Source organism: Sphingomonas sp. MMS12-HWE2-04 (genome assembly GCF_044881185.1).
GTDB lineage: Bacteria > Pseudomonadota > Alphaproteobacteria > Sphingomonadales > Sphingomonadaceae > Sphingomonas.
In genome coordinates, this window is record NZ_CP173254.1 from 785981 (window position 1) to 798734 (window position 12754).

The following is a 12754-nucleotide window of genomic DNA, read 5'->3' on the forward strand; positions in this document are numbered from 1 at the left end:
AATATGCCCCGGCAAGTCTCCGCTTCGCACGCGGCGGTCTGTCCGCCATGGCGGCGCGTGTAGAGCTGGGAGTCGCGGTTAAGCCGCGCTTCCTTGACCGGCGCGATCCATGCGCTGGCTGCTGGCGATGTGGCGAAGTAGCTTGCTCCCGGAGGAGCGCCGCTTTCCACCAGCTGCCGTTCCGCCGACCCTACCGTCCGAACTCTTCCCGTTGCGTCGACGACCTGAAACGTCACCTCCTTGGTGTCGACCGGCCATGGATGGTTGCCGGCGATCGGCGACCAGCGATCGTCGTACAGCCAGCCGGTAAGGCCCTCCCGGGCGATCGCCCGGCGCTGACGATCATAGTCCGGGATCGTCTTGATGACGATGGCCCTGCCGTTCGCTGCCCATGCGAAGTCCTGCACATCCGTTACGGAGCGCGTCCATTGCCTCGATCCTCCGCCATCCGCCCGGGCGGTCCAGACCTGTACCGTCGAACCGGTCTGCTTGAGGAAGGCGACGGTCCGGCCGTCCGGCGACCAGGCCGGCGTGATCAGCTTGGCATTGCCCGCATAATAATCGGCGAGCGATACCCGGGTGAACCGGACGCGGATCATCTGGCCTCCGCGATCGACGATGCGCGGCAGGCCACCGGTGCGCAGGTCCAGCACTGCAATGGCAAGGCAATGACTGTTCGTGTCCGGATCGGCCTGGCGGATTTGAAACGCGATGTGCTTGCCGTCCGGCGAAACGCCAAATGCATTCCTGCCATAGAAGGTGCCGGGACTGTCCGATCCGACGTCGCGAAGCCGAGCCAGCCGGTCGATATCGACGTCGTGGCCAGCCTCCGGATAGGGCGCCGGCCCAGGTAGCTCGCTGCGGCACTTCGCGTGTGCCGTGCCGCAGGCAAGGAGGATGCCGAGCGTGACCGCCAGTGCGTAAAGCGGCCGCTTTCTCTTTCCGGCTACCATTGCTTGCGGACCGTGAGGCTGAGGAATCGGCCGATCGCGGAACCGTTCGTGGAATCGTAGGTCGGCTCGATCGTATTGCCCTGCCGGATCCGGCCGGGAGCCTGGTCCAGGATATTGCTGCCGGAAAGGGCGACCTCGAGCCCGTCGAGCAGGGATCCGTCCGCCTCTACCCGATAGGTGATCGCCAGATCCCAGGTGGTGAAAGAGGCGACCGCGCGCTCGGGCAGGATTCTGCGATCGCGGTTGCCGCTCAGATAGTTGACGTAGCTGCTGACACTCAGGCCGCCCTGGTCGAAGCGGACGCCACCCCGCGCGCGCCAGGTCGACGGGTTGTAGATCATTCCGGCGAGGTCGACCGCGGTTTGGCCGGCCAGAAGCACCTGCTTGCTGCGCAGATAGGCCGCATTCCCCAGCAGTTCGACGCGACCGTCACCGAGCGCGAACGGGTATCGCGCCGTCATGTCGACGCCCTGGATGTCCTGGCGTGACGAATTGTGCTGCCGATTGTCGACGATGGCGACGACCCTGCTCGGGTCGAAAGGGCCGCCCGAGACGATCTGCAGCCCGCCCGTGGCATCGGCAAGCGCCGCGGCGATCTGGTTGGCGGTGGGCGCCAGCGTCACGAAGGGCGCATAGAGGGGGTTGGCGAACAGCCCCAGATTCGAGGGAATTGGGGCGATGACCCGGTCGCGGTACCGGACATGATAGTAGCTGACCTGCAAAATCCCGCCTTCGAGAAACGCCGGCCTGAAGGTCGCGGAGGTCGTGAGGTTCTCGGCGCGCTCGGGAGTCAGCGATTCCGAGTTCCCGCCGGAGAGGCCGAGGACGGTGGATCCGGCGGGAAATTGCGACGTACCATAGGCCGTGGCGGCCCGAAGCAGCACGGTCTTGCCGAGAAACTGCTGGTACATGGTGGGGACCTTGAACGAGCGGCCCCATGACAGGCTGAGATCCAGCGCCGCCACCGGAGAATAGACCAGCCCGAGCTTCGGCGTGAAGATGTCGCCAATGCCGGAATAGCGCTCATAGCGTCCGGCAGCGCTCGCGACGAGGCGATGCACGAACGGAATGCCGCTGCTCGGACCGACCATCGGCGCGTTGAGCTCTCCGAAGGCGTACCAGCTGTCGATGTCCTTTGTGAAATCCAGCTGTGTGAGTTGCGCGCTTGGGGTGATCGTCCGCGACAGGGCGTCTAGCACGCTCGAGCGATAGCCGCCGCCCGCGGCGAGCTTGAGCGGTCCGCCCGGCAAGGAGAAAATTTCTCCGCTCACCCCCAGCTCGCCGGTCTTGAGGATGTTCGTGTAGGTGACCGGCACCGTCGTCGTGACGGTGTTGCTGGCGAAAATCTGGGAAAGGATGTCGGCCTTGCTCTGCGCGTATGTCCCCATCGCATAGCCCTGCCAGCCCGGCGCGATATCCATGTGGAGGGAGGGCGAGATCGAATAGGTCTCGACGTCGAAGCGCACGAGGGCGCCGGCCTGGAGATAGTTCGCGGCGCTCGAGGACGGCGTTTGGGTCCGCGATTTGCGCCTGTTGTAGGTGGCATCGATCTCGAACCGAACCGACGTGCCGAGATCCTGATAGCCGGATACTATGCCGCTGACCTGCCTGAGGCGGGGAAGGACCGTTTGCTCCGCCTGCATCGTGCTGGCATAGTCGCGCTGGCCGGCAAGGATCTGGGTCTGGCGACTATAGTCCACGGCCCCCATGATGCCGCCGGTGCTCCATTCGGACCCTGCAACCGCGCTCGCTCGAACCTGCTGATTGCCACCATCGGTGGACCCGCCGACGAGAAGCGAAGTCTCTAGGCCCTTGAAGCTACGCTTGAGCAGGACGTTGGCGACACCGGCAACGGCATCGGAACCATAGATCGCCGAAGCGCCGTCGGTGACCACTTCGATACGGTCGATGGTGGCGAGGGGGATCGACGAGACATCCACGCCCTGCGTGACGCCGTCATAGGGCATCCGATGACCGTTCAGGAGCGACAGCGTAGCGTCGGCACCAAGACCGCGCAGGTTGAACGTGGAGGAGGACGTCGTGTTCTGGTTATTCGCGCCCTGGCTGCTGGAAACGACGGTGGGGTTCTGCCCGCCGCCGAAATTCTGGGGGAGGGCCCGGATCACATCACCGAGATTGGTGTATCCCGCGGTGCGAAGCTCCTTCTGATCGAGGACAATCACGGGAGAGGCGATCGTACCGGCCGCGATGCGCGATCCCGTCACCAGGATTTGCCCATCGGCCGCGGTGTCATTGCTCAGCGGTCCGGCCGCCTGTTCTCGCCCCCGGATCAGAAATCCGCCCGCGGCGATCTGGGTCTCGAGACCCGTGCCCATCAGTAGCTGCCGGACCGCTTCGGCGGGCGTATAGTGTCCTCGCAGCGCGCTTGAGCGCTTGCCGGCCACGAGTCCGGCGTCGAACACGATCTCCTTGCCCGACTGGTGACTGAGCAAGCGCAACGCGTCGCCGAGATCCTGCGCTTCGATGTGAAAATCCTGACGCGCGGCACTTTGCGCCGTCGCCGGCGCCGCAATCACGACGCTGGCGAGAGCGATGCCCGCCAGCAAGCCATTTCCGAAAACCCGTCCACCCATGCAGATCACCCCCTGTCGTGGCGCCGGTTTTCGGCACTTCACTCGGGAATGGACGCGGGATTCGCGCAACTACGGGGATAGCATCCGGAAAAAATCTGCGGTCATCGTCGCGAAAGCAGGACCCTGGTCGCGGAAGCGTGAGTCATCCTCAGATCGAAGACCGTGCAGATGCGTTCGGCCAGGAGGGCGGTATCGGCGAGCCGGAACCGTCCGGAGATGCGAAGATCGCCGAGCGACGGGTCCGCGAGCGCGATCGAAACCGGGGCGTCGCGGTTGGCCTCGGCGATGACGTCGGCCAGCCGCGCGCCATCATATTCGTGCAGTTCGTCCGGTTGCGCGGCAGCCGGGGTGGCCTGGCCTGACGATGGTTGGACGGCCGACGCCAAGGGCTCGCCAGCGATTTCGGTCGATTGGCCGGGATTCAGAATTCGATGAACCGCCGGGCGGCCGGGCGAGGGGGAGACGACCTCGATGCGCCCTTCGAACAAGCGAACCTTGACCTTTGCGCCGTCAGTGATCGCCACATCGAAGACGGTGCCATGGGCAGTTACGCGTGTGCCGAGCGCCGCCACCACGAAAGAGCGCTTCTCCTTGGCGACCTCGAAGCGGGCCCGACCGCGCGTGAGCGTAAGCAGACGGTGTTCCTCGTCGAAGCGGACCGAGAGGCTGGTGTCCGGCCCAAGCGTCACCGTCGATCCGTCTGTGAGGCGCTCCACGCGACCCTGGTCCGGTGCGGTCTGCAGAACCAGCTGGGCAGGCGCGCCCCCGGCGATCATCGATGTCGGACGCAGGCCAGTCGGGCCGGCAAGATGGGAGTAGAGCCAGAGTCCGGCCAGGATCGCGATCGCCACGGTGGCCGTAGCGAAAGCCCAATGCCGCCCTGCTTTGCCCGGGGCCTCCGGGGCTAACGCGGGGCCTTGCGCCTCTTCGGCCAGGAACTTGCCGAAGCTGAAGATTTCGGCGGCCCGGTTATAGGCGGCACGGTGCAGCGCGCCGCGCGCCAGCCAAGCTTCGAATGCCGGGCGGTGCCCTGCTGCCTCGGGGCCGCGCATTCGCGCAAACCAGAGCGTCGCCTCGTCGAGGAGCTGGTTGGCCCCGTCCCCCTCTTCCGGAATCTCGCTCATTCTCGGTCGAGCTCCCTTGCGATCCTGCCGATCGCTTCGGAGATATGCCACTCGACCGTTCTCGTGCTGATCTCCAAATGCGCCCCGATGTCCCTCACGCTCTTCCCTTCCGCTCGGTGTAAGAGGAAGACCTGTCGCGTCCTAGGGGGAAGCTGGTCCACTAGGGCTCTGTACCGCTGCTGCATCTGCGCTACCTCCAGCCCGTCGCCCTGCTCCGCACGGACCGACAGCTCCGCTTGGTCGATGTCGATGAACTGGGGCCTGGTATCCAACCGCCGCTTCCGGTCGATGAGGAAGTTGCGCAATATCCGTTTGAGATAGGCCTCGGGGTTGCGTAGCTCGACCAGCGATCGCCCGCCCGCAAGCCTGGCGAACACATCCTGGACCATGTCGTCGCAATCCTCGGCACCGCGGAAGCGCGCGCGCAGGAAGCGCGACAGGCGCGGGGCCTGTTCGCGATAGATGGTCTCCAGGCGAACGCGTTCCTCGTCCGACTGTGCGCGACGTGCTGGGTCGAGCATCGCGCTAGCAGCACAAATGCTCAGGCGCGACCAAGCGCGCCAACAGGTGCAACAGGTACAGGTTCACGAGCGGCGCATCCGTGGATGCCGGTCGGGTGCCGATGCTTGCGTCGAACCCAAATGGATCGGCGCGCGTGATGCCAGGCTGGTCTTTCCATGACGCGGGTGCCGGCAACGCCGCGTCCGGGGAATGTGGAACACATCTTCCGCCGAGGCAAGCGGCGGACCTGGAACGCTAGAGCATCATCAAAAGCAAGGCGTCGAAGCAGCTGTCCAGGAGGGCGATCGCCTTGTCGGACAGGTGGACGAGCACGCGTCGCCCGTCATTGGGATCGGGCGTACGGATGAGCATCCCATGGTCGGCGAGCCTGGCGATCACGCTCAGGCTCGTGCGCGACGGTGTGCTCGCGGCGCCGCTGAGCCCGGTCAGCGACATGGGCGTGGTGGGGTCGCCGACATAGAGGTCGACCAGCATGTCCCATCCCGGCGTCGAGACCAGTTCGGGACCGGCTCTTTCCGCGAGCAGCCTCGACACCTGGATCGCAAGGCGTGCCACCGCCTGCCGATCCAGTATCTCAGGCGGCCCCTCAAGCGGCATCGCCCCTCAATATCCCGTCAAAGGCACCGGCATAGAATTGGCTGATCAATGCTTCATGCTCGGGACGCAGCGCGTCAACGGCCCCGAGATGCCCGGTATCGCTGTCCAGCAGGGTCGAGGCGCATCGCCCCTCGAACGTACCCAGATTGGGGCGATGCGAGCGATAGCCGGCCAGCTCGGCAAGGGCTCTCGGAAACTGCCTTGCGATTGCGGGCGGATAGGCGAGCCAGGGAAGCTCGTACGGCTTTAGCCACCCCAGGCTATAGCTGACGATCATGCCGCGCCGCGAGGCCGTCGTACGGTTGGCGCCACCCGCATGCAGCGTCGATCCAAGGAAAAGCAGCGCGTCGCCAGGCACGAGCTCGGGGATCATGGCCTCGGAGAGCGGGAAGGCGACTTCATCCTGGCGCAGATGACTGCCCGGCCAGATGACCGTGCCGCCATTCTCGCGCGTGTAGGGCACGAAGGGCCACATCACGTTGACGAGATATTCGAGGCCGGGCTGGCGTACCGGCCACATATCCTGATCCCGGTGCGGCGGCTGCATCTTGCCGCCGGGCAGGATCTCGATCGCCTGGGTGAGATTGAGCTGGATGCAATCGCATCCCGGAGCCAGGATCTGCTCGACGATCGGCAGGACCCGCTCGCTCCGTACGAAGGCGTCCATGTGTTGCGATCGCGCGAGCAGGCCGTGAAATCGCTTGGTCCAGTTCCCGTAGAAAGGGCCGGCGGCGCACGGCGTGCTTGCAAAATCAGGATCGAGATCCGCGGCGAGCCCGGCGACGATCTCTGGAGCGATCGCGTGGCCGATGACGCACCAGCCTTCGCGGCGGAGCCTCGCCAGAGGGCTTAGAGGTCCGCCGCAATCGGTTTTGGACGAGGGGGCCATGGCGCTTTCACGCGGCCAGTGCGGAGGAGGCGCCGCCGAACGACAATTGGGGCTCGATCCAGGTTCCCGCCCCCTTCAGATGCGAAACCGTCTCCGGCCCGACTGGTATACGGATCGCGCCGGTGGTCGTACCCTCGATCAGCTTGGGGGTGCCGAGCAACTCGCACGTCCAGCCCATCGCCAGCAACTGGGTCAGCCAGCCTGAGTCCGCGACGCCGGTGAAGTACCGGAAGCCATTGCTCATCGCGAACTGCATCGCGGCGCTGATCAGGCTGTTGCGGACGCGCAGCCGCTGCGCCGCGCGAAGCGAGGGCGACAGGCAGCCTCGGGTGATCTCGGCGATGTCGGGTCCTGCCGGCACCGCATCGTCGCAAAGATCGGCGAACAGCTCGCCCATCAGATGCGGTCGGTCGGTCGGCAGCAGGCGGAAGGACCCCTGATGCGTTCCGTCCGCACCGGCGCTGACGAGATAGATGGCATGGGGCGTGTCGAACTCGTCCCGCTCGAATTCGCCTTCGAGGACCGGGATGTCCCAGCGACGCAGATCGACGAAGACCCGCTTCCGGTCGCGATGCATGTTGTCGAGGATGGGATTGGCGCCAAAAGGCTGGCAGCCGACGAAAACCTGGATCATTCTGTGCTCCCGCTCAAATGCGGGACCTCAGTTCTACCAAGTGCCGGCTGCCCTCCACCCGCTAGGTAGAGGGTTGTTCTAGGGGCGGAAGATCTCCCCGAAAGTGATCTGACCGTCGAAAAGCGCGCGCGCGATAAGGAAGGTCCGCTGCGGATTGCCATAGGCCCGCCGGACATTCTCGACATGCTCGTGCGCGGTGGAGCGTGCGATGCCGAGCTGCTGGCCGATCTCGGGATCGCCCTTGCCGCGCGCGATCAGGACGAGCGCATCGCGCTGGCGCTCGGTCAAAGGCGGTACCGGCCAGTCTTGCATAGGGTGCGCGCGGCGCAGGATTCGACGCCCTGCCTCGAAAGCATAGGCGCCGATCGTGGTCGCGATCGGGAGCGCCGTCGCGATGATATGGTCGAGCGTGGGCGCACCAAAGGAACAGGTGCCGCGATACTCGCCGGGAACGTGCACCGGGACGGTGTAGCCATCGCCAAGGCCATGCGGGCGGGCGGCCTCCAGGATCGCCATGTCGCGCGGAAACAGGTGGATCAGCTCTCCGGCTTCAGACCATCGGAACCCCGTTGCGGTGTGGATGCTCGCACGGTGGATCGGATCGTGCACGAAATAGCGCTGGGAAAGGGCTTCGTCGGCCCAGGAAGCCGGGTAATTTGAAAGCCCCAAAGCATCGGCCGGCGGTCCGATGAGGTTCACATGGTGTCCGATTGCGTAATATCTGAAGCCGAGATCGTGCGTGCCTGCTTCGAGCGCGTTTTTGAGGTCGTCGATCTCTTTTGCCGCGAGAAGCTTGTTGATGGTGTTTGCCAGCACGAGGTGCATCGATCTTTTCTCCCAAAAAGCGTCCCGGCGTCTCCAAGACTCTGCGAGCTTATCTTGCCTTCTTCTTGATCGGGCGGAATATATTGGTGAATATAACTTCATTCTAAATGCAATTGGAGGAGAGGAGGAAGGGGCATCGGCGCCTTTGGGAGCTGCGCGATGCCGACGACCGATCCGACCTATCCGCTCGAGCGTGCCGCGGCCGCCATCGTCGAATCCCAGGGCGGAAAGTGGCGCGGCGGCGGTTCGATGTGCAGGTGCCCAGCGCATTGCGACACCAGCCCGAGCCTCTCCGTGCGGGTCGGCGAGACGTCGATCCTCTTCAAATGTTTCGCGGGATGCTCGGCGGGCGAGGTCATCCGAGCGTTGCGCCGCGAACGGCTCTCCATTCCTACCGGCCACGGGCGCCCCGTCGCATCTTCCGAGGCGCGGTCCGCCGGCTATCTGTCGCGGGCGCGCGCGATATGGGACAGCGCCCGGCCGATAACCGACCGGGCCGGCGCACGCTATCTGGCGGGCCGTGGCATCACCCTGTCCAGCGCGGCGCTGCGATACCATCCATCGGTTCCGCTAGGCCCCGGTCGTCTGGCGCGCTTCCGCCCTGCGCTGGTCGCAGCCGTGGAGCAGGGGGACGGGCTTGCCGCGATCCAGAGGATATTTCTGGACGCCACGCTGGAGGACTTGGCCAGGGATCTCCTTCGACCGAAACTGACATTGGGGCGCCCGCTCCAGGGCGCGGTGCGTCTCGCCTCTGCCGGCCCGGTCCTTGGCCTTGCAGAAGGCGTCGAGACCGCGCTTTCGGCGGCGATGCTTCTTCGGATACCGGTCTGGGCGACGCTGGGCAGCGAGCGCCTGGGTGCCGTGGCAATCCCGTCCTGCGTGCGGCAACTTGTTCTGCTTCCAGACCTTGACGCAAGCGGCCTCAGGGCGGAGCGACGCGCCCGGCTAGCCTATGAGGCACTCGGCCATTCTCCAGTCACCCTATGGCCCTGGCACGGCCTGAAGGACTGGAACGACGTTCTGCGGAAGGAGGAAAAGGGGGTGGGGGAGCGGTGTGGCTGGCCGCCTGATTGGCAGGTGGGGCCGCATTCGGAGAACCTCCATGACACAGCCTATCGTTGAATATGTCCGGGCACTCGACTGCTTCAAGTCGCCCGACAATGTCCGGACCCATAGCGACGCCGCGGCGGATGCCGAGCTCGAGGCCAACATCGCCTCGACAGGGCATCTTCTCCAGAATCTCATCGGCGTGCGGGCGCCGCGCAATTCCAAGCTCGGCAAATACGCCGTCTATGGGGTGGCCGCCGGCTCGAGCGCGTCCTCGCCAACATCGCCGCCGGCCTCTTTGGCGAGGACTTCATGGTGCCGATCCTTCTGGCGAAAAGCGCCAAGGACGCCATCGAGATGAGCCTCGCCGAAAATTACTATCAGCTTCCCATGAACCCGGCCGACGAATGTTGCGGGTTCAAGGCGATTATCGAGCGCGAGAAAAAGTCCCCCGCCGACGTCGCCAAGCGGTTCGGCCTGACCGAGAAATATGTGCTCGGCAGGCTGCGTCTCGCCAATCTTGCCGAGCCGGTGTTCCTGGCACTGCGCTGCGGCGAGATCGGGATCGAGGTCGCCAAGGCCTATGCGAGCATCGCCGATGCGGACCGTCAGTCCAGCGTGTTCGAGACGCTCCAGGCAAGCCCGCACCTCGCCCGTAACGTCAACGAGATCCGGCGCCAGCTCGCCTGTGGCGCCTATCGCGGCTCCGATCCCAAGGCGATCCTGGTGGGCCGCGAAGCCTATGTGAAGGCAGGCGATTGCGACCTCTTCTCCGACACCAGCACCGAATCGTGGCTCGACGGCGAGATCGTCGAGCGCCTGGCGAACGAAGCGCTGGCGGCGGCGGCCGAGGCAATGCGCGAACGCGAGGGATTTGCCGAGGTCCGCGTCGTACCGGCGACCTTCATTCCCTGGAGCGTCACCAGCCAGCTCAGCGAGGTGGAGCCGGAGCCCGGTGCACTCGACGAGGCGGGGCTGGTCCTCCAGGCCGAGATCGAGGCGGAGCTTGCCGCCATCGAGGCCGAAGCCGAGGGTCAGGAGGAGTATAGCGAAGAGCAGGTCGCGCGGAGCGAAGCGCTGAACGACGCACTCGAGGCGCTCCAGCCCCAGGCAGTGTTCTCCCCCGCCCAGAAGTCGGGGTCTATCGCTTACATGGTCCTGGGCGAGGATGGATCGGCGAAGCTGCACGAGACGCTATACCGGATCGAGGAGGAGCCCGACGGAGAAGCAGGGGGCAACGAGGACGGGCCGGCGGATGAAGATGCCGCGATCGTCACAGCCGATGATGACGATCGGGAGGACGAGGAAGACGCTGGCCCGCTCTATAGCGGACGCCTGCGCGACGAGCTCGCGATGATGAAGACCGAACTGCTCGCGTTGCATATCGCGCGCGATCCGATCTTCGCGCTCAGCCTCGGCACCTTCATCATGGTCGACGAGGTTCCGGCTTCAGCTGGAGCGGGATGCCGAGCGAGATGCGGGCGAAGCCTGCGGCTCCCCGCGTGCCGAATTTCGAGAGCGATACCGCGGCAGCCCGGGCATGGACCGCGCTCGAGCAAAATCTCGACCGCGGCTGGCGCGACCACGACACGCTCGAGGCGCGCTACGACGCCTTTTGTGCGCTGGAAGAGACCATGCGCGCTGCCTGGCTCGGCTATGCGGTCGCGCGGACGATCACGGCGGTACCCGATGGGCAGAAGGGCGGCGCCTTCCTGAACCATCTCGGGGCAAAGCTCGGCATCGATGTCGCGCGCTGGTGGCGACCGACCGCGCGCAACTTCTTCGATCGGCTCAACAAGTCGGCGATCCTCGACCTGCTCCACAAGGTCTGTGGCGGGGAATACAAGGCGCGCTACGCGAATGCGCGGAAGTTCGACCTGGCGGTTTCCGCGGAAATGATGTTCGCGGGCGACCTGATTGCGGAGGTCGAGGTCAAGGATCGCACCATCCTCTGGGTGCCCGATGCGATGCGGTTCGCACCCGAACCCGACGCTGCCGGCGTCGAAGGCGGCACGGCGATTGGAAACACCGGGCCGACCGATGCCGACAATGCTCCCGTCCTGGCTGGTGACGAGGCCGACGACGGCGCCACCGAGTTGCGCGCGGCGGCCTGAAAGGGCCTGTCGGGGCCGGCGAGCGGGCCGGCTCCGACGAGCCATCTCCAATCCGCGATCCTTCCGACCATTCTCGGACTGGCCGCACGGTCGGGCGGTGCCGGGCACCCGGCCCCCCCGGTAGGGGACCGACCCCGTAGCGGGAAAAGGGGAGGGAGAAGGGAGGGTGCGAGGTTCGATGCGCGGATCTCGCGACCTTCCAGGAGAAGCTCCATGAACATGATCGCCACCGACGGAGGCCGGGCGTCGTCCGGCTTCAAGGTAGACATCAGCCGCGGCCAGAATATCGGCCGGGTCTCGTCGGAATGGTTCAACCGCCCGGACGACGAGCGCTTCCTCTCGCTCGACACGCTCTACGATCGGGTTCGTGCCCGCGCCGACCAGGCAACCACGCGGATCGTCGAGAGTCGCGCTATTCATGTCCAGGCCCGCAGCGACGTTCCCGAACGCCTCGTGCTTCTCGCGCCGGGCATGGACGCGCCCGTCGGGCCGACCCATTGGTCGTTCGGGCAGCTTTGCAGTCTCGTCGGCGCGCCGGCAGGCTATCTTCGTGAACTGCCCGCTGCGCTGGCCGGCATCAATCTGCAGCATGGGCTGGTCGCGCACCGTGGCGAGCAGGTGAAGTTGCTCAAGACCAGCGACGGTCGGGCCGAATTGCGCGCGGCGACGGGACCGGACTATGGCCGGATATGGGATCATGAACTGGTCGAAGCCGTGATGCGCTTCGCCGGGAACGGCACCGGCGACACGCGCTGGAAGGTGCCCGGCGTGCTCGACTGGAGCTCGATGGTCTACAATCCGAGGGTCGACATCACGACCGATACCACGACGCTCTATGCGTCCGATCGCGACGTCTTTTTGTTCCTGGTCGACGACCTGAATCCGATCGAGGCGGGCCAGCTCCCAAACGGCGATCCAGACCTGTTTTTCCGCGGCTTTTATTGTTGGAATTCCGAGGTCGGAGCGAAAGCGCTTGGCATCGCGACCTTTTTCCTGCGCGCGGTCTGCATGAACCGAAATTTGTGGGGCGTCGAGCATTTCGAGGAGATCAGCATCCGTCATTCGAAGTTCGCAGCGAGCCGCTTCGCGCAACAGGCCGCGCCGGCGCTGACCCGGTTCGCCAACTCCTCACCGATGGACTTCGTGCGCGGGATCCAGTCGGCGCGTGACACCATCGTGGCGCGCAGGGACGAAGATCGCGACGACTTCCTCCGACGTCAGGGCTTCTCCAAGGCGGACACCGCAAGGATCATCGATACCGTCCTGGTAGAGGAAGGGCACCCGCCCGCGTCGCTCTACGATTTCGTCCAGGGTGTTACTGCCTTTGCGCGCGCTAAGCCGAACCAGGACGCCCGGCTGGAGCTCGAGAGCAAGGCCAAGCGCCTGCTCCAGAAGCGCAACTGACGGCACCGAGCCCGGCGCGTCCGGCCCGAATTTCGAACCAGCATCAGGAGA

The 12754-nt window shown here is 65.4% G+C and carries 11 protein-coding genes; 4 read left to right on the forward strand and 7 right to left on the reverse strand.

What is annotated here, in order from left to right; all coding sequences use genetic code 11:
• Positions 1-946: 946 nt before the first annotated feature.
• The 7 genes from AB2M62_RS03570 to AB2M62_RS03600 form a co-directional block, all read right to left on the reverse strand.
• Positions 947-3520 (reverse strand): TonB-dependent receptor domain-containing protein, encoded by a 2574-nt coding sequence (locus AB2M62_RS03570; protein WP_404337871.1) that lies wholly within the window; start codon positions 3518-3520, stop codon positions 947-949.
• A 128-nt stretch (positions 3521-3648) separates the two neighbouring features.
• Positions 3649-4671, reverse strand: coding sequence for a FecR family protein (locus AB2M62_RS03575; protein WP_404337873.1), 1023 nt, complete (start codon positions 4669-4671; stop codon positions 3649-3651).
• Positions 4668-5192, reverse strand: a complete 525-nt coding sequence (locus AB2M62_RS03580) for an RNA polymerase sigma factor (protein ID WP_404337875.1) — start codon at positions 5190-5192, stop codon at positions 4668-4670. The genes AB2M62_RS03575 and AB2M62_RS03580 overlap by 4 nt, the downstream gene beginning before the upstream one ends.
• Before the next feature lie 235 nt (positions 5193-5427).
• Positions 5428-5748, reverse strand: a complete 321-nt coding sequence (locus AB2M62_RS03585; RefSeq protein WP_404337876.1) for a MarR family winged helix-turn-helix transcriptional regulator — start codon at positions 5746-5748, stop codon at positions 5428-5430.
• A 31-nt stretch (positions 5749-5779) separates the two neighbouring features.
• The gene (locus AB2M62_RS03590) at positions 5780-6679 is read right to left on the reverse strand and encodes a phytanoyl-CoA dioxygenase family protein (RefSeq protein ID WP_404337877.1); all 900 of its coding nucleotides are present in this window, start codon (positions 6677-6679) and stop codon (positions 5780-5782) included.
• Between the two features lie 7 nt (positions 6680-6686).
• Complete coding sequence (locus tag AB2M62_RS03595) at positions 6687-7313, reverse strand: acyl-homoserine-lactone synthase (RefSeq protein WP_404337878.1); 627 nt, start codon at positions 7311-7313, stop codon at positions 6687-6689.
• A 78-nt stretch (positions 7314-7391) separates the two neighbouring features.
• Positions 7392-8138: a LuxR family transcriptional regulator gene (locus AB2M62_RS03600; RefSeq protein WP_404337879.1), complete on the reverse strand. Its 747-nt coding sequence runs from the start codon at positions 8136-8138 to the stop codon at positions 7392-7394.
• A 159-nt stretch (positions 8139-8297) separates the two neighbouring features.
• On the opposite strand from AB2M62_RS03600, the gene AB2M62_RS03605 reads away from it, so the two are divergent.
• The 4 genes from AB2M62_RS03605 (at position 8298) to AB2M62_RS03620 (ending at position 12703) form a co-directional block, all read left to right on the forward strand.
• Entirely contained in the window at positions 8298-9260 is a 963-nt protein-coding gene (locus tag AB2M62_RS03605) for a toprim domain-containing protein (protein ID WP_404337880.1), read from the forward strand.
• A 237-nt stretch (positions 9261-9497) separates the two neighbouring features.
• On the forward strand, positions 9498-10901 hold the full coding sequence (locus AB2M62_RS03610; protein WP_404337881.1) for a ParB/RepB/Spo0J family partition protein: 1404 nt from the start codon (positions 9498-9500) through the stop codon (positions 10899-10901).
• Positions 10820-11299, forward strand: a complete 480-nt coding sequence (locus AB2M62_RS03615) for a hypothetical protein (protein ID WP_404337882.1) — start codon at positions 10820-10822, stop codon at positions 11297-11299. Before AB2M62_RS03610 ends, AB2M62_RS03615 begins: the two co-directional genes overlap by 82 nt.
• Positions 11300-11512: 213 nt before the next feature.
• Complete coding sequence (locus AB2M62_RS03620) at positions 11513-12703, forward strand: DUF932 domain-containing protein (protein WP_404337883.1); 1191 nt, start codon at positions 11513-11515, stop codon at positions 12701-12703.
• Positions 12704-12754: the final 51 nt, after the last annotated feature.